This is a genomic window from Sphaerimonospora mesophila (assembly GCF_001417795.1).
GTDB classification, from domain to species: Bacteria; Actinomycetota; Actinomycetes; order Streptosporangiales; family Streptosporangiaceae; genus Sphaerimonospora; species Sphaerimonospora mesophila.
The window spans coordinates 266,304-283,880 of the sequence record NZ_BCBX01000038.1 but is presented as its reverse complement, the minus strand read 5'-3'; the positions used below and the strand labels follow the sequence as shown (position 1 = coordinate 283,880).

Annotated in this window: 14 protein-coding genes; 7 read left to right on the top strand and 7 right to left on the bottom strand. The window is 71.6% G+C overall.

The features are described 5' to 3' along the window. Positions 1–132: 132 nt before the first annotated feature. On the bottom strand, positions 133–960 hold the full coding sequence (locus AP234_RS20305; RefSeq protein ID WP_055481255.1) for an ABC transporter permease: 828 nt from the start codon (positions 958–960) through the stop codon (positions 133–135). A 40-nt stretch (positions 961–1,000) separates the two neighbouring features. Beyond that, positions 1,001–1,963 (bottom strand): ATP-binding cassette domain-containing protein, encoded by a 963-nt coding sequence (locus tag AP234_RS20300; RefSeq protein ID WP_055481254.1) that lies wholly within the window; start codon positions 1,961–1,963, stop codon positions 1,001–1,003. A 114-nt stretch (positions 1,964–2,077) separates the two neighbouring features. Here AP234_RS20300 and AP234_RS20295 point away from each other — a divergent pair, with 114 nt between their 5' ends. Together AP234_RS20295 and AP234_RS20290 are read left to right on the top strand one after the other, a co-directional pair. Next, complete coding sequence (locus AP234_RS20295) at positions 2,078–2,599, top strand: PH domain-containing protein (RefSeq protein ID WP_235558271.1); 522 nt, start codon at positions 2,078–2,080, stop codon at positions 2,597–2,599. Next, on the top strand, positions 2,596–4,344 hold the full coding sequence (locus tag AP234_RS20290; RefSeq protein ID WP_235558270.1) for a PH domain-containing protein: 1,749 nt from the start codon (positions 2,596–2,598) through the stop codon (positions 4,342–4,344). Before AP234_RS20295 ends, AP234_RS20290 begins: the two co-directional genes overlap by 4 nt. A 405-nt stretch (positions 4,345–4,749) precedes the next feature. Here the strand turns inward: AP234_RS20290 and sepH are convergent, their stop codons facing one another. The 3 genes from sepH to AP234_RS20275 all read right to left on the bottom strand — a co-directional run bounded on the left by sepH (position 4,750) and on the right by AP234_RS20275 (position 9,664). Further along, the gene (gene sepH / locus AP234_RS38080) at positions 4,750–6,669 is read right to left on the bottom strand and encodes a septation protein SepH (protein ID WP_055481253.1); all 1,920 of its coding nucleotides are present in this window, start codon (positions 6,667–6,669) and stop codon (positions 4,750–4,752) included. Positions 6,670–7,073: 404 nt separating this feature from the next. Beyond that, a complete protein-coding gene (locus AP234_RS20280) occupies positions 7,074–8,387 on the bottom strand; it encodes a D-arabinono-1,4-lactone oxidase (RefSeq protein WP_055481252.1) in 1,314 nt (437 codons plus the stop codon). Between the two features lie 80 nt (positions 8,388–8,467). Then, a complete protein-coding gene (locus AP234_RS20275) occupies positions 8,468–9,664 on the bottom strand; it encodes an MFS transporter (RefSeq protein WP_055481251.1) in 1,197 nt (398 codons plus the stop codon). 149 nt (positions 9,665–9,813) lie between these two features. On the opposite strand from AP234_RS20275, the gene AP234_RS20270 reads away from it, so the two are divergent. Next, positions 9,814–11,040 carry a lytic murein transglycosylase gene (locus AP234_RS20270; RefSeq protein WP_055481299.1) on the top strand — a complete coding sequence of 409 codons (1,227 nt, stop codon included), beginning with the start codon at positions 9,814–9,816 and terminating at the stop codon, positions 11,038–11,040. A gap of 28 nt (positions 11,041–11,068) precedes the next feature. Here the strand turns inward: AP234_RS20270 and AP234_RS20265 are convergent, their stop codons facing one another. Continuing rightward, positions 11,069–12,073, bottom strand: coding sequence for a ferrochelatase (locus AP234_RS20265; protein WP_055481250.1), 1,005 nt, complete (start codon positions 12,071–12,073; stop codon positions 11,069–11,071). Between the two features lie 79 nt (positions 12,074–12,152). Between AP234_RS20265 and AP234_RS20260 the strand changes: the two genes are divergently transcribed. Beyond that, entirely contained in the window at positions 12,153–14,171 is a 2,019-nt protein-coding gene (locus tag AP234_RS20260; protein ID WP_235558269.1) for a prolyl oligopeptidase family serine peptidase, read from the top strand. Next, complete coding sequence (locus tag AP234_RS20255) at positions 14,164–15,039, top strand: inositol monophosphatase family protein (protein WP_063843014.1); 876 nt, start codon at positions 14,164–14,166, stop codon at positions 15,037–15,039. The genes AP234_RS20260 and AP234_RS20255 overlap by 8 nt, the downstream gene beginning before the upstream one ends. 48 nt (positions 15,040–15,087) lie before the next feature. Here AP234_RS20255 and AP234_RS37685 read toward each other — a convergent pair whose 3' ends face one another. Next, positions 15,088–15,252, bottom strand: coding sequence for a hypothetical protein (locus AP234_RS37685; RefSeq protein WP_162842209.1), 165 nt, complete (start codon positions 15,250–15,252; stop codon positions 15,088–15,090). A 222-nt stretch (positions 15,253–15,474) separates the two neighbouring features. Here AP234_RS37685 and AP234_RS20250 point away from each other — a divergent pair, with 222 nt between their 5' ends. Both AP234_RS20250 and AP234_RS20245 read left to right on the top strand, forming a co-directional pair. Further along, positions 15,475–16,128, top strand: a complete 654-nt coding sequence (locus AP234_RS20250) for a response regulator transcription factor (protein WP_055481248.1) — start codon at positions 15,475–15,477, stop codon at positions 16,126–16,128. After that, a complete protein-coding gene (locus tag AP234_RS20245) occupies positions 16,125–17,408 on the top strand; it encodes an ATP-binding protein (RefSeq protein ID WP_055481247.1) in 1,284 nt (427 codons plus the stop codon). Before AP234_RS20250 ends, AP234_RS20245 begins: the two co-directional genes overlap by 4 nt. Positions 17,409–17,577 lie beyond the last annotated feature (169 nt).

Genomic DNA, 17,577 nt, shown 5'->3' with positions numbered 1-17,577 from the left:
ACCGCGCTACCGGCCGGGCGACGGCGGACGGGCGACACGGATCGGCCGCGCTCGGGCCGGGGGAGTTCTCCGGGCTTCACGAGCGCGGCCGGGTCGTCTCGGTCGACGAGATCGTCGCCGAGGGCCGTCGTGTCAGGAGTGATTGCGGAAGGCGCGGATCGACAGCGGCGCGAACACGATCGCGATGCCCGCGGCCCACAGCAGTGAGACGGTCGCGCTGGATGAGACCGGGCCGCCGCCGAGCAGCCCGCGTACCGCGTCGGCGAGGTGGGTGACCGGGTTGATCTCCACCCATCGCTGCAGCCACTCGGGCATCGTCTTCGTCGGCACGAACGCGTTGCTGGTGAAGGTGATCGGCATCATCAGCGAGAACGCCACGATCTGAACCTTCTCCACGCTGGACGCCCGCAGGCCGATGAGCACGGACAGCCACGACATGCCGAGGGCGAACGCCAGCAGCAGGGCGAGGGCGCCGACGACGCCGATCACCCCCGTCTGCACCCGGAACCCGAGGACCATCCCAAGGCCGAGGAACAGCGCGAACGCCCACACCTGCTTCAGCGTGTCGGCCACGATCCGGCCGGCGAGGGGCGCCGAACGGGCGATCGGCAGGCTGCGCAGCCGGTCGAAGACGCCCTTGGTGACGTCGCTGTTCAGGCCGATCGCGGTCGTCAGGGTGGCGAACAGCATGTTCTGCACGATCAGGCCCGGCAGCGAGAACTGCAGATAATCACCGGTCGAGCCCGCGATCGCACCGCCGAACACATAGGTGAACAGCAGCAGGAACATGATCGGCTGGACGCTGAGGTCGAGCAGTTCCATCGGGTTGTGCTTGATCTGCACCAGGCTCCGCCAGGCCAGCGTCGCCGTGTGGCGCAGCGCGGCCATCGGGCCGAGCCGCGGCGAAGTCACGAGCGGCACCGAAGCCGTCGCCGTCGGGGTGGTGGTCGTCGCCGTCATCTTCTCTCTCCGGGTTGGGCACGCCGTCCGATGTGGTCCGTCACGCCGCGACCTCCTCGACCTCGGCTCCGTCCTCGGCGCGGTGACCGGTGAGCGCGAGGAACACCTCGTCGAGGCTCGCCTTGCGCAGTGACAGCTCGGCCGCCACCACACCCAGGTCGTCGAGCCGGCGCACCACGGCCGGCACGACCGCGGGGTCGCGGACCGCCGCCGACACCTGGCCGCCGGTCACCTTGGGAACCGCGCCGAGCACCTCGGCGACCACCTGCTCCACCAGGCCGAGACGGGCCGCCTCGGCGGGCCGCACCTCCAGGACCTGGGCCCCGGTGGTGGCCTTGAGCTCGTCGGGGGTGCCGCTCGCGATGACCCTGCCGTGATCGAAGACCACGATGTCGTCGGCGAGCTGATCGGCCTCCTCCAGATATTGCGTGGTGAGCAGCACGGTCACCCCGTCGTCCTGCAGGCGTCGCACCACGCCCCACAGGTCGGTGCGGCTGCGCGGGTCGAGCCCGGTCGTCGGCTCGTCCAGGAACAGCACCTGCGGACGGCCCACCAGGCTCGCCGCGAGGTCGAGACGGCGGCGCATACCGCCCGAATAGGTCTTCGCGGCCCGGCCGGCCGCCTCGGTCAGAGCGAAGCGTTCGAGCAGCTCGGCCGCGCGCCGCTTCGCGTCGCGCCGTGGCAGGTCGAGCAGCCGGCCGATCATCACGAGGTTCTCCACGCCGGTCAGTGTCTCGTCGACCGCCGCGTACTGCCCCGTGAGGCCGATCAGCGACCGCACCTGGTGTGCCTGCCTGACCACGTCGAAGCCGCCGACCTGCGCCCTGCCCCCGTCCGGGCGCAGCAGCGTCGCCAGGATCCGCACCGCGGTGGTCTTCCCCGCGCCGTTCGGCCCCAGCACGCCCAGCAGCCGCCCCCGCGGCACCTCCAGATCGATCCCATCGAGGGCCCGCGTCTCGCCGTAGCGTTTGGCCAGTCCCTCCGCCTGGATCGCGTATGTCATCACTGTCTCCTTGTCGTTGTCAGCCCAACCCTGGACCATGGCACTGACAATTCGCCGAGCCCGGCCATCAGCCGCTGCCAGATCGCTGACGGGCTTTCCGTTTAGGGTGGAAATGTGAGAGGTCAGCGAGGTCCGCTGCGTGATCCGGCCGAACGGGTCTCGCGCCGTGCCATCGTGCTCTGGCTGATCGAGGCCCTGGTCGGGTTCGTGCTCCTGGTCGGCGGCGCCGTCCTCGTCGCGAACTGGATCGGAGGCGGCTGGGAGATCGTGCCCGACTGGCTGTCGGGAAACGCCTGGATGCTACCCGTCGCCGTCGGGGCCGTGATGCTGCCTTTCGTGGTCGTCGAGCCGCTGTGGCGCTATGCCGTACATCGCTGGGAGCTGTCTGGAGACGTGGTCTACGCCCGGTCGGGGTGGTTGAGCCGGGAATGGGTTTTCGTGCCCGTGAGCCGCATCCAGACCGTGGACAAGGCCCAGGGCTGGTTCGAGCGTGCGCTGGGCCTGGCCACCGTGGAGATCCGTACGGCATCGCACGCCGGGTCATCGACGATCAAGGGTCTCGACTACGAGGTCGCCGCACGGCTGGCCGAGGAACTCGCCCGCCGCGCCCAGGAGCTCAGGGACGACGCGACGTGACGCATCCCGATCCCGGCGACCCCCGCCCCGGTTCCGACCTCGGTTCCGGTCCCGGCCCAGGCACGGGGCCAGGCGCGGGTCTCGATCCCGGCCCGGACACAGGAACGGACACAGGTCCCGGTCCAGCCACAGGTCCAGGTGCAGGTCCCGGCCCGACCATAGGTTCAGGCCCCGGCCCGGGCTTCGGCTTCGGCGGAGGTCCCGGCCCCGGCGGGGCCTTCGGCGCGGGTGCGGGGCCGTACGGCGCCCGGCGGCTCAGCCCCCGGGTCCTGCTGATCGACCCGATCCGCCTGCTGCCCTCGCTCCTCCTGCCCCTGGCGGGCGTGCTGATCGCCGGCGGGTTCTCGCCGACCTCGTTCGGCTGGGCGGCGGTTGGAGTCGCGGGGTCGGCGGTGTACGCCGTGATCCGGTGGGCGACGTTCACCTATCACCTCACCGAGGATCGGCTGGAGCTGACCCGGGCCTTCATCGGCCGCTCGGCCAAGACCATCCCGCTTGAACGGATCCGTGGGATCGACATCACCGAGCCGCCGCTCCATCGCCTGCTCGGCCTGGCCGTACTGAAGATCGACACCGGTGCCGGGGGCAGTGAGCAGGAGGGCACGCTCGACGCGGTGACGATGGAGCAGGCCCGCGTGCTTCGTACGGCACTGCTCGCCCGGCGGCCCGCGCCGCCCCTGCCCGCGCGGGCCGCCGGAGCCGCCGGCACCGGTCAGGACGCGGCCGACCGGGGTCCGGCCGCGCCGGGCGCGACGGCCGAGGCCGGTCCGGAGCCCGTCGCACGGGTGCTCGCCCGGGTGCCGCGCCGGTGGCTCACGTACGGCCCGCTCTCCGGGGCCTATCTGCTGACCCCGTTCGCGCTCGCGGCCGGTGCGGTCGGGCTGGTCTTCCAATGGGGTGAGGAACTGGGCCTGACCGAACGGTCGGCACGGCAGGCCCTGGAGTGGGTGTGGGCGCACCCCTATCTGCTGGTCGCCGTCGCCGCGCTGCTGGTGACCGCCATGCCGATCGTCGGCGCCGTCGCGTACGCGATCTTCAACTGGGACTTCACGCTGCGCGCACGGGACGGCTACCTGGTGGCCGAGAGAGGCCTGATCACCCGTCGCACGGTCTCGCTGGAGCGCCGCCGGATCCGGGGTTACGAGATGACCGAGGCGCTGCTCGAACGCTGGGCCGGCGTGGCACGGCTGTGGGCCGTGGTCACCGGCCTGGGAGATTCGGCGACCAGGGGACAGCTGCTTCCCGTGACGCCGAAGGCCTTCGCCTCGGGCGTGGCGGGTGAAGCCGTCGGGCCCTTCGCCACGTCGCTGCGGCCGCATCCGCCCCGGGCCCTGCGACGCAGGCTGGTGCGGGCCGTCGTGCCGTGGCTGCCGGTCGCCGTGGTGGCGTTCGTGCTGGGCTGGGCCGTGGTGGGGGTCGTCGCGCTCGGTCTGGCGGTCCTGGGGATCCCGCTCGGGCTGGATCGCTATCGGAGCCTCGGGCACGCCTACGACGGTGCCCGGCTGTCGGTCCGGTCGGGTTCGCTGCGCCGGGCGCAGGCCGTGGTCGAGCGCCGGGCCGTTGTCGGCTGGACGATGCGGCAGACCGTGTTCCAGCGGATGGCCGGCCTGATCACGGTGACGGCGGGTGTCGGCGCCGGCAGCGGCGGCTACCCGGCGATCGACACGGGGGAGACCCAGGGTGTCGAGTTCGCCCACGAGGTCACCCCCGACTGGATCCGCCCCTTCCTCGACGACCTCTCGTAGGGGCGAACCGCGACGAGACCGGTGGCCCGCCAAGGAGAGACACCGAAGCCGGGTGAAGACCCTCGAACCATGCGGGAACCTTCCACCTCAGGCCGTTCCGGTCACGGTGACGACGACCTCGCCGCCCTGGACACGCACGTCATCTTGTGGTGACTGGCCGACTCGCCGGAGCTGTCCGGGGAGGTCAAGGATCTACTCGACACGGAGCCCGGCCGTGTACGTCAGCGCCGTGTCACCATGGGAAATCGCGATCAGGCCAGTCCATCGGCAAACCGCCGGGGCCCGAGGATCTGGCGGAGTGTGTGCGTGACGGCCGGTTCTCCGGGCTTCCGATCACGTCGTACTTCCGGGGCACCGCTCCGATCAGGAGAACCGTCGTCGCCGCGACACAGTGTCGGCCTTGCCTCAGTCCGGTTTGCGGGCACCGAACATGATCTCGTCCCAGGTGGGGACGGAGGCACGGCGGCGGGATTTGCGCGGACGCGGCTTCGGCACCGGCGGGGCCGGAAGCTCCGTCTTGGCGTCGGCCACCGACTCCTTCTTCTGCGGCGTGCCGGGGGTGCCGGCGGCGGCCGCGCTGGCGGCGGGAGCGTCCGAGGCGGGACGCGCCGCCGGAACGGTCGGACGCGGCCTGGGCTTCGGCCGCGGCGGCGGACCGACCGGAGCGGCGGGCCGATCCGGTGCCGGGACGGCAGCGGCGGCAGGTTTCGGAGCAGGGGCGGGCGCGGGACGGTCGGCCGCCGCCCTGTCCGGCCCGGGAGCGGTGGTCGCCGCGGTCTTCTTCGCTGAAGCGGAGTCGGAGTCGGAGTCGGAGCCGGAGCCGGAATCGGAGTCGGCGGACGCGGGCTCGCCGCCCATCGGGGCGTCGGCCGCGGCGGACGTCGCCTCTGGCGTACTTTCCACGGTGACGGGTTCCGTGGGCCGCTCGGCCGCGGGCGTGGCCGCCACGGCGGGTGTGGGGGCCACGGCGGCGGGCTCGGTCTTCTCACTCTCGGGCTCGGCGTCCGCCGTCTCCGTGGCATCGGCGGTCGTCGGCTTCGCTGGGGCCGGGGATTCCATGGCGGCCGCCGGCTCCGTGTCGGCCGGTGGCTGTGCGGCGGTGGGCGTGTCGGATTCGGACGCGGCGGCGGCCGGCTCGGGCGTGGCGTCCGGCCGGCGTACGGAACCCTCGGACGAGGGCGCGGCGGCGTCGTCAGCCGTCGCGTCGGCCCGGGAGCCGGCCTCGAGGGCGGCGTCGGGCGGACGGGGACCGAGGCCCGGCTCGTCATGACCGGCCTGAGCGACCGTGGGAAGGCCGATCACGGCGTTGCCCCGGTCGGCCGTCTCCTTCCGATCGTGAGAATCCTGGCCGTGAGAGTCCCGGGCGTGAGAGTCCTGGGCGTGAGAGTCCCGAACGCGAGAATTCCACTCGCGGGCGTCGCGATCCTCCAGAGCGGCCGCGTCCAGCCCGGCGAGCGGGTCGGGCAGGCGGAAGGGCACCGGGGTCAGATCGGGCCGGAACGCGGCGGGCGGCTCCACACGCGGCTCGTGCCGTACGGGGGGCTCGTGCTGCCACGCGGCGGGCGGGTCGCGGCGCACTCCGGGCTGCTCATGCCTGGCGGGAGGCTCGTGCCGTACGGAAGACTCGGGCCGGGCGGCCGCGGGCGCGTCGGGGGGCAGCGAGGGCACCGAGGCCAGCTTGGGGGCGAGCCGGGGCACGAAGGGGCGGACCGTGTCGTCCTCCGCCTTCTCCTTGGCGACCGGCTCGACGTAGTCGGCGGCCGACAGGCGCATCGACTCGTCGTCGTTGGGCGTGATGTGGCGGCGGCGGGGGTCGAACAGCCACTCGGCGTGGCGGGTGTGGCCGTTCCACACGAAGCCGAGCTTCACCCGCCAGAGGTTGTCGTCGCGCTTGCAGGAGTCCCAGTCGATCTCGTCGGCGGGCACGCCGCGCCGGGTCAGCCGCTCGGCGACCAGTTCGCCGAGCGTGGGCCCGGGCGTGGTCTCGCCGGGCAGGCGGACGGGGACCCGCTGGGCCTGCTGGGCCATGTACTCGCGCTCCTGGAGAACCGGCCCCTCGAACCAGCGGACGCGCTCGACCGGGATGCCGGCGGTCGCCGCGATCTCCTCGGCCGACTCGCCCGCGCGGATGCGCGCCTGGATCTCCTTGGGACGCAGCGGGCTCTCCACTTCGATCTCGTACTGGCCGAGACGGGAGAAGTTGCCGCGGACCGCGGCACGGAGCCGGTCGTCCACGGGAAGCGTGAACCGCGTGCCCCGCCCGGCCGTGGCCAGGACGAGGTACGTTCCGTCCTCACTTACCGCGACGAGACGGAGCTCCTGCATGCGAGTCCCTTCGTCGTCATGCTGCGTCTTCCCCCGGACCCTCGAGTCTCTCGTGTGAGCCGGTTGCCTTCCAGCACCGTACCCGGCATGTCCGAACATCGCCTTGCCTGGGGGCGTGGCAGTTGTCGTGACTCCAGTCACTTTTGTCCCGTTCACCTTGCCACAACCAACCGGTGATGAGGGTCCAAGTCGCGAGAGAGAGGGGCATGCCGCCCGGGATGAGGCACGCGCCGTGCCGCGCGGAAGGCTTGCAAGGCTTCCATCCTCGTTGCTCCCTCGGTCGAGTGGCGCGCGGGGCTCGGGCGGACCCGTGCTCCGCGATCCGCCCGTCCGAAGGCCTTGCCCAGGGCAACGTGACGCGCGCGGAACCGGACCCTGGATGGGGACTTTACGCGGCCTTGGCGTCAGCGTCCGGGCGGCGCGCCGAGGACCCGGTCAAGGTAATCGTTGGCGAACAGTCCGTGCGGGTCGAGACGATCACGCAACGCGACGAATTCGGCGAATCTCGGATAAACGGTGCCGAGGTAGTCGGCGTCGCGTGTGTGCAGCTTGCCCCAGTGCGGCCGCCCCCGGAGTCTCACCATGATCTCCTCGACGCCCTCGAAGTACGCCGGGTCCGGCGTCGGCCGGTAGACGTGACAGGCGATGTAGGCCGAGGCCCTGCCGTACGCGGTGGACAGCCAGGCGTCCGCCGGCGGGGCCACCCGCACCTCGATCGGGAAGCCGATCGGCCGGCCCGACCGCTCGACCAGGTCCCTGACCTCGCGCAGGGCCTGGCCGAGGTGCTCGCGCGGGATGGCGTACTCCATCTCCAGGAACCGCACCCTGCGGACGGTGGCGAAGATCTTGTAGGAGGTGTCCACGCACTCCGACGAGCCGAGGACTTTCGCCGAGATCGCGTTGATCGCCGGGATGACCCGGGGGATCCGGGCGCCGAGCGCGCAGGCGGCGCCGAAGAGCGTGTTCTCCAGGAACTCGTTGTCCAGCCAGCGCCGGAACGACGACGGCGGCGCTGCCGGTCCCGGGCTGCGGTCGTTCCGCTTGACCAGGCAGGCGTCGGTGTGCGGCAGCCAGTAGAAGTCGAGGTGGTCGGCCTGCCCGGTCAGCTCGTCGAGCGACTCCAGGACGCGGCTGAACCGCATCGGTGCGCGCCGCCCACGCAGCAGGAACGACGGCTCCACCCGCAGCGTCACGGCGGTGACGACGCCGAGCGCCCCGAGCCCGACACGGGCCGCGTCGAACAGGTCGCCCGCCTCACCCTCGTCGCCCTCGCGCACCGTCGTGATCGACCCGTCGGCCAGGACCAGCTCCAGCCCGACGACCTGGTCGGCGAGGCCCGCGGCGATCCGCTCGCCGGTGCCGTGCGTGCCGGTCTGTACGGCTCCCGCGATCGTCTGCGCGGTGATGTCCCCCATGTTGGCCAGGGCGAGGCCGCGCCGGTCGAGTTCGTCGTTCAGGACGTGGAGCGGGGTGCCGGCGGCGACTTTGATCCACCCGTCGCCCACGTCGAGGACACCGGTCAGCGCGGTGGGCCGCAGCATGATGCCGTCGGTGAGGGCCACGCCGGTGAACGAGTGCCCGCTGCCGACCATGCGCACCCGCCGCCCGCCGCGTGCGGCGTCCCGTACGGCCTGCGCCACCTCGGCGGCGGAGGCGGGCGTACGGACCTCGGCCGGGGCGGCGGACTGGTTCCGCGACCAGTTGACGAACGCGACCATGATCCTCCCATCAGACGGCGCGTCCCCCGATCGCGAATATGAACACTACTCATAATCGGTGCCGCTGCCTACTGGCGGGTTCAGCCGGTGCTGTGCTCCTCGACCCGCACCAGCGTGGAACCGGCCGCGCCGACGAGTGCGGCCGTCAGCGCGCAGAGGAGGGAGAAGCCGTAGGCGTTGGCCGTGCCGAACAGGTCGGTCAGCCATCCGCCCGCCCACGAGCCGACGGCCACGCCGAATCCGATGGACGTCGAGAGCCACGCCATGCCCTCGGTGAGCTGCCCGGCCGGGACCATGCGCTCGACCAGGGAGAAACCGGTGATCAGGGTGGGGGAGATCGACAGCCCGGCGAAGAACATCGCGATCGCCATCAGCCGCACGTCGTGCATCAGCAGCACCGGGGCGAGCCCGACGGCGAACAGCCCCAGCCCGCGCAGGAACCGGGTGCGCAGGCTGATCTTCCACGGGCGCGAGCCGTACCACAGCCCGGAGATCATGCTGCCGCCCGAGATGCAGGCGAGCAGGAGGCCCGCCGACGCCTTGCTGCCCTGCTCCTCGGCGAACGCCACCGTGATGACGTCGATCGAGCCGAAGACGCCGCCGACGGCGATGAAGACGAGCGACAGCAGAGCCACGCCCGGGATCGCGATCGGCGAGCCGGCGTGCGTCCGGTGCCGCGTCACCGGCGGCTCGGTGCCGCGCAGCGCGGAGAAGGCCAGGGTGCCCGTCACGGTGCAGACGATCGCGACGATGAGCCCGACGTACGGATTGACCGCGACGGCCAGCGCGGTGACGAAGGCGGGACCGGTGACGAAGATCAGCTCGTCGATCACGGACTCGAACGAGAACGCGGTGTGCAGCTTGGACGGATCGTCCCTGAGCGCGTGGGACCAGCGGGCCCGCACCATCGCCCCGAGGGAGGTGGCCGAGACGCCCGTCGCCACGCCGGTCGCGTAGAGCGTCCACTCCGGGGCGTTTCCGTGTGCGCACAGCATCAGACCGGACAGCGAGGCCGCGTGCGCCAGGGCGAACGGCACCAGCACCTTCGCCTGGCCCACCCGGTCGACGAGGCGGCCGGACAAGGGCGCCGCGATGGCGAACGCGATCGACACGACGCCCGACACCGCGCCCGCCTTCGCGTATGAGCCGGTCAGCTCTGATATCAAGAGAACGATCCCGATGCCGAGCATCGACATCGGGATCCGGCCCACGAAGCCCGCCAGGACGAAGCCCTTGGCTCCAGGCGTGCCGAACAGCCCGCGGTACGGCCCCACCATCTCGCAACCCCTTCGGCAGCCCGTTCCTGCGGGCGATTCCCCCATGCGGGCGCGCGTACGGCGTCACCCAGTGCCGACGGTGCCGCGCCTGCTTATCGTGTGGCAAGTGATTTTTCCATCACTGAGACGAAGGGTTTAACGTGGGGCCGGTGCGACATCTTCCCGCGTCCGTGCCGCTTCGCACCTTTGTGGCGGGGCTGGCCGCCGCCATCGCCGCGGTGATCACAACGGGAAGCCTCTTCCTCGTCACGGGTGGTGAGGGCCGGGCGATCGCGGCCGAGCGCTCCCGGTCTCCGGAGGCGGGCACCCCCGCGCCCCGGCCGGACCGCGTCGCGCTGGTGCCCGACGCCACGCTGCCGTCGAGCCGCCCGGTCGTCGGCGGACCCGGCGAATCGGCCAAAACGGGCAAGTCCGATGAAAACGGTGAATCCACTGAAGGCGCCGACGTCAAGGCGGCCCCGCCCACCCTGATGGCGATCGCACCGGCGAAGGTGCCCGCCAAGACGCTGCGGAAGATCGCCAAGCTGCCGCATGTGACGAAGGTCGCAGCCGTCGACGGCGGCACCGTCAGAGTCTCCGGTACGGCGCTGCGGCTGCTGGCGGTCGAACCCGCGCGGTTCCGCTCGTGGACCCCGGGGGCGGTGGCACGGCACCCCGACGTGTGGAGCGCGCTCACGGGGGACGAGTTCGTGGCCGACCGCGCGGCGGTCAAGCGCCTGGGGATGGTCCTCGGCGCGGAATACCAGCTGGACGGCGGGCCGCGGCTGCGTCTGGCCGCCTCGGCCGCCCTCGGGCTTCCGGGCGTCGACGGCGTGATCGGAAAGGAGCTGGGCAGGCGGCTCGGCCTCGCCGAGGGCGTCGTGGTGCTGATCCGGGGCGACGCCGGCCTGATCGACCGGAGCGGGGTGAGGCGCCTGCTCGGCGGCACGTCCAAGGTCGTCGCCGTCAGGTCCGCGGAATCACGGGAGACCCCCGCGGGGGAGGGGCCGGTCGGGCGGCCGGAGAGCTACCTGGAGCTCTATCAGCGGTCGGCCGAGCTGTGTCCTGGACTGTCGTGGACCGTGCTCGCGGCCATCGGCCAGGTCGAGAGCGGTCACGGGCGCAACAACGGGCCGTCCTCCGCCGGCGCACTCGGACCGATGCAGTTCATGCCCGCGACGTGGAAGGCGTACGGCGTCGACGGCGACGGAGACGGCGAGACCGACGTCTGGAGCGCCTACGACGCCGTGCCGTCCGCCGCGAAATATCTGTGCGCCAACGGCGCGGGCCGGGGCGGCGAGAAGCTCAGGAAGGCCGTGTGGTTCTACAACCACTCCTGGGCCTACGTCGACCGGGTCCTGTCGCTCGCCGACGCCTACGCCCGCACCTACTCCTGATGCCCGGCCCGGTGACCATCTCCCGCGATCAGCGGCTCGGGGCCGGGCCACGCCTCGGGGCGGGACAGCAGGTGGCGGGGCACGACGCGGGCCGCGGCTCGGCCAGCAGCTCGCCCACCATCGCGACGAAGCGGGGATGCGTTCCGGCGGTCGCCGCCCGGGTGAGGGGCATGCCGAGCTTCTCCGCCACGGTCGCCGCCTCCACGTCGAGGTCGTAGATGACCTCCATGTGGTCGGACATGAACCCGATCGGCACCAGCACCACGGCGCCGGTCCCGCCGACGTGCAGGGCCTCCAGATGGTCGCAGACGTCGGGCTCCAGCCACGGCACCTGCGGCGGGCCGCTGCGGCTCTGCCACACCAGATCCCACTCTCGCCCGGGCGCGGCCTCGGCCACGACGAGCTCGGCGGTTCTGCGCAGCTGCGCCTCGTACGCACCACCCGCGGGCCCTGCCGTACGGGCCATGGAGAGCGGGATGCTGTGCGCGGTGAAGACCAGCCGGGCGGTGTCCCGCACGTTCTCCGGGAGCCTGCCGAGGGCCTCCCGGGTGTGGTCGGCCATCGCCGCGACGAAGCCCGGGTGATCGTGGTGGTGCCGCAGCCTGACGATCTCCGGCGCGCCGGGGACGGCGGCGCGGGCCCGCACGATGTCGTCGAGGTACTGCCGGCAGCTCGAATAGGAGCTGTAGGCCGACGTGACGAACGCGGCGGCCGTGCGCACCCCATCGTCCTTCATCCGGCGGACGGTGTCCTCCAGGAAGGGGTGCCAGTTGCGGTTGCCCCAGTAGACGGGAACGTCCACGGACGGCTCCGCGTCGAGCGCGGCGATCAGCTCGCGGCACTGCGCGTTGATCGGGCTGACCCCGCCGAAGCCGTAATAGTGCTCGGCCACCTCCAGCAGCCGCTCGCGCGGCACCTCGCGGCCCCGCACGACGTTCTCCAGGAACGGCATCACGTCCTCGGGCCCCTCCGGACCCCCGAAGGACACGACGAGCAGCGCGTCATAGCCGGCGTCACCGGTGGTGCTGTCCATGGGCATCAACCCTATGCGGCCCGGTGGCCGGTGCCGCCAACGGCTTGGGATCACCCGCGAGGCGGAGTAGGTTCGAGTGGTGAGCCAAATTGCGGTCGCCCCGTTCCCCGATTTCCAGGAGTACGTCGCCCTGCCGCGCGTGGTGTCGCTGCGGCTCTCGCCTGATGGGACGCGGCTCGTGTCCGTGGTCCAGGCGCTCAACCCCGACAAGATCTCGTACGGCACGGCGCTGTGGGAGATCCCCATGGACGGCGACGGCGACGCGGAGCCGTACCGGCTGACCAGGTCGGCGAAGGGGGAGGCCGGCGCGGTGTTCGCTCCGGACGGGAGCGTGCTGTTCACGTCGCGGCGGCCCGACGAGACGGTGGAGGACTCCGGCGACGGCGACGTTCCGGCGCTGTGGCTGCTGCCGCCGAGGGGCGAGGCCCGGCGGATCGCGACGCGTCCCGGCGGGATCGGGGCGGTCCGGACGGCCGGCGGCACGGTCGTCTACGCGGCGCAGGTGCTGCCCGGGGACGCCGCGACCGAGGAGGAGCGCCGCAAGGCACGCAAGGAGGCCGGGGTCAGCGCGATCCTGCACGAGGACTACCCGGTCCGCTACTGGGACCACGATCTCGGCCCGGACCAGACCCGCCTGTTCGCCGCCCCCGCCCGCGATCTGGCCGCCGCGCGTGACCTCACCCCGCAGCCGGGCGGGGCGCTGGACGAGCACCTGTCGTTCGACCTCACGCCGGACGGCTCGACGGTGGTCGCCACCTGGCGGGTCCCGATGCCGAAGGGCGAGCTGCGCTGGGAACTGGTCGCCGTCGACGTCGCCGACGGTTCCCGGCGGACCCTGTCCGCCTCCGACTCCCACGACTTCGGCGGTCCCGTCGTGGTGTCGCCCGACGGCCGGCACGTCGCCTGCGTGCGGGAGCGGCACGGCACCGAGAAGGTGTCCATGAAGATCGAACTCTGGGTGGTCGATCTGGCCACCGGCGAGGGCCGGGCGCTGGGCGGCGAGCTGTTCCCCTCGGCGATCGCCTGGGCGCCGTCGTCGAAGGAGATCTTCTTCGCGGCCGACCACCGGGGCCGCCGCCCGGTCTTCCGGGTGGACGTCGACTCCGGAGAGGTGACGCGGCTGACCCCCGACGACGGGTCCTACCTGGAGCTGTGCCCGGCCCCCGCCGGCTCGGCGCACGCCGGTTCCGTCTACGCCCTGCGCAGCGCCGTCGACTCGCCGCCCAGACCCGTGCGGATCGCGCCCGACGGCTCGGTGACCGAGCTGCCCTCGCCCACCCCGCGGCTCGACCTGCCCGGCACGCTCACCGAGGTCGAGGCGACGGCCGACGACGGCACCCCGCTGCGTGGCTGGCTGGTCCTGCCCTCCGGGGCGTCGGCGGAGGATCCCGCGCCGTTCCTGCTGTGGATCCACGGCGGGCCCGTGTCGAGCTGGAACGACTGGAGCTGGCGCTGGAACCCGTGGATCATGGCACGGCAGGGCTACGCCGTGCTCCTGCCCGACCCCTGCCTGTCCACCGGGTACGGCCAGGCGATGATCGACCGGGGCTGGGGCGACTGGGGACCGGTCACCCACGCCGACCTGATGACGATCACCGACGAGTGTCTCAAGCGGCCGGAGGTGGACGACCAGCGGATCGCGGCGATGGGCGGCTCGTTCGGCGGCTACATGGCCAACTGGGTGGCCGGGCACACCGACCGCTTCCGTGCCATCGTCACCCACGCCTCGCTGTGGAACCTCGACCAGTTCGCCGGGACGACGGACGCCTCGATGTACTGGCAGCGGGAGTTCGGTGCCCCCGGCTCCGCCAGGTACGAACGGCTGTCGCCGCACCGCTCGCTGCACGCCATCACCACGCCCATGCTCGTGATCCACGGCGACCGGGACTATCGGGTGCCGATCGGGGAAGCTCTGCGGTTGTGGTGGGATCTGCGGCGATCGGAGGTGGAGTCGAAGTTCCTGTACTTCCCCGACGAGAACCACTGGGTGCTCAGGCCCGGCAACATCGTCGTGTGGTACCGGACCGTGCTGGACTTCCTGGGGCACCACGTGCTGGGCGAGACGACGGGCGAGAAGGGGGATGACCGCGATGGCTGACGGGGACGCGCTGCTGGAACTGGCGGTCTCGATCGCGCGGGAGGCGGGCGAGATGCTCCTCGCCAAGCGCCCCGCCCGGCCGGAGGTGCTCGCCACCAAGTCCAGCCCGACCGACGTGGTCACCGCGCTTGACCGCGCCGCCGAGGAACTGATCCGCGCCCGGATCCGGCAGGCCAGGCCGCAGGACGCGATCCTCGGCGAGGAGGGCGGCGAAACGCCTGGCCTGAGCGGCCCGAGCGGAGCGGGCAGTACGCCTGGCCTGAGCGGCCCGAGCGGAGCGGGCAGTACCCCTGGCCTGAGCGGTGTGGACCGCGTCAAATGGGTGGTCGACCCGATCGACGGCACGGTCAACTTCCTGTACGGCCTGCCGGACTGGGCCGTCAGCATCGCCGTCGAGGTCGACGGTGAGATCGTCGCCGGGGTGGTCCACAACGTCCCCCGTGGTGAGATCTTCACCGCGGTCAGGGGCGGTGGAGCGTGGCTGGCGGGTGAGCGGCTGCGGTGCAACACCGGCGTCCCGCTGGCCCAGGCGCTGGTCGCCACCGGCTTCGGGTACGGCGCGGAGCGCCGTCGCGTGCAGGCCGAGGTGCTGGCCCAGGTGGTGCCGGGCGTCCGGGACATCAGGCGCGGCGGCTCATGCGCCGTCGACCTGTGCTCGGTCGCGGCCGGGCGCGTCGACGCCTACTACGAGCGCGGCACCAACTACTGGGACTGGGCCGCGGCCGGGCTCATCGCGGCCGAGGCGGGAGCGCGCTTCGCGGGCCTGAACGGCAAGCCCGCCAATCCGGAACTGACGCTGTCCGCCGCGCCCGGGCTGTTCGAGGAGCTGCATGACCTGCTGGCCCCTCTCGACCCGGAACGCGGCTAAACGGGTGCCGGGCACCCCCCACAGCGACTTCTGCTCGGTGACGTGTGGTCAGCGCTGGAGCCGGATGCCGTGATCTTCAGCGAGGCGTCGCAGGTCCTCGATCTCGGCGGTGAGGGTGTCGGCGAGGAAGTCATCGCCGCTCGAGGTGGCCTCCTCGAGACCCTTGTAGGCCTGGTCGAGCCTGGAAGCGATCGTGGTCGTGAACTCGCCCATCTCACCTTCTCTCTCAGGAAACGAACCGCCGGGTGAGGACAGGACGCGCATGCCCCCAACCAGGCAAATGGGATGTGGCGCCATCCCTACCCACTTGCACCCACATCTCAAACCATCGAATTCATGTGCTCTACGTCACGTAGAGCCGAGGAACCGGCTTACCAGCGTCTTACGTCGAACATGGCCAGAATGTAGACGTCGTTCCGGCTGAGGAGGTCCTTGATGCGCGTTCTTGTGGTGGAGGACGAGCGGGTGCTCGCCGATGCGATCGCCACCGGACTCCGCCGTGAGGCGATGGCCGTCGACGTCGCCTACGATGGCGCCGCCGCGCTCGAGAAGATCGGGTACATCGACTACGACGTGATCGTCCTCGACCGCGACCTGCCCAGGGTCCACGGGGACGAGGTGGCCCGGCGGCTGGTCGCCCAGCGGTCGGCCTCGCGGATCATCATGCTCACCGCGGCCGGTGACGTCGACGACAAGGTCGAGGGCCTGGAGCTCGGAGCCGACGACTACCTCGCCAAGCCGTTCGTGTTCATGGAACTGGTCGCGCGGGTGCGCGCGCTCGGCCGGCGCTCGGCGCCGCCGCTGCCGCCCGTGCTTGAGCGGGGCGGCATCCGCCTGGATCCCGGCAAGCGGCTCGTCACGAGGGACGGCCGGGAGGTCGCGCTCACCAAGAAGGAGTTCGCCGTGCTGGAGGAGCTGATGCGCGCAGAAGGCGCGGTCGTCAGCCAGGAGGACCTGCTCGACAAGGCGTGGGACGAGCACATCGACCCGTTCACCAACGTGGTGCGGGTGACGATGATGACGCTGCGCAAGAAGCTCGGTGAGCCCCCGATCATCGAAACCGTGCCCGGGGTCGGGTACCGGCTGTGAGCCGCATCCAGGCATCGCCGCCTCCGCCCAGTGGCCCGCCGGCCTGGGACGGCCCGCCGCCCGAGGCCGCCAATCCCATGCAGCGCAATCTCATCGACGAGATCAAGGCACTGCAGGGCCGGATCAGCATCCGCTGGCGGTTGACGCTCACGTACGCGGCGCTGGTGTTCGCCGCCGGCGCGCTGCTGGTGATGGTCATGTACGTGCTGGTGGGCCAGGCGATCGACATCGGCTGGCAGGGCGTGCGGTTCATCCTGCCCAACGTGCCGCAGGACCTGATCGACCAGCTCAACACGGAGTACGCGAAGTGGCAGGAAGAGATCACCGCCGCGGCGCGGGGCGAGCTGCTGAAGCGGTCGCTGCTGGCGCTGCTCGGCGTGGGGATCCTCGCGCTCATGCTGGGCTATGTGGTGGCCGACCGGGCGCTGCGGCCGGTCAAGCGGATGACGGTCACCGCGCGCAGGCTGTCGGAGACCTCGCTCGCGCACGAGCGCATCGACCTGCAGGGGCCGGACGACGAGCTCAAAGAACTGGCCGACACCTTCGACGCCATGCTCACCCGGCTCAACACCGCCTTCGACGCGCAGCGGCGGTTCGTCGACAACGCCTCACACGAGCTGCGCACCCCGCTGGCCATCAACCGGACGGTCATCGAGGTGGCCCTGTCCGATCCCGAGGCCTCAGAGGACCTCAAGGTGCTGGGCCGTACGCTGCTCGGCACCACCGCGCGCAACGAGCGGCTGATCGAGGGGCTGCTGCTGCTCGCGCGGAGCGACCGCGAGCTGTCGGTGCGCAAGCCGGTCGACGCCCAGGAGGTCGCCAGGACCGCGGTCGAGCAGCTCACCCCGTTCGCGGCGGAGGAGTCCGTCACGGTCGAGCATGATCTGCGGCCCGCCACGGCGGTGGGAGATCCGGTTCTCCTCGAACGATGCGTCTCCAACCTGATCGAGAACGGCATCAAGCACAACTCCGGTCCCAATGGAAAAGTGTGGGTCCGCACGGGAATGGTCGGCGGGGGCGCCGTTGTTCAGGTCGCGAACACGGGACCGCACGTGCCCGCGTACGAGGTGGAGAGCCTGTTCGAGCCGTTCCGGAGACTGAACTCCGATCGGGTACAGTCCGCTCGCGGCGCCGGTCTCGGCCTGTCCATCGTGCGCGCGATCGTTCGGGCGCACGGCGGCGTGGTCACCGCGGTCCCGCGGGACGGCGGCGGTCTCGTGGTCACGGTACGCCTTCCGGAAAGCGGGGCGGCCATCGGCGCCCAGCAGTCGGCGCGCTGATGGCGCGCGCACGCCGTACATGTGGTTGGATGTGCCGTCGAGCGCGATGGGGTCTTACCCTCGATACTGTGGTTTTCGCCATATTTGGCTAACTGTGGCCTCGTGTGGAATACCCCTCGCGTGCCGGGAGGTTCAGGGTTCGCCGAAGCGGGTACCGATTGCACGATTT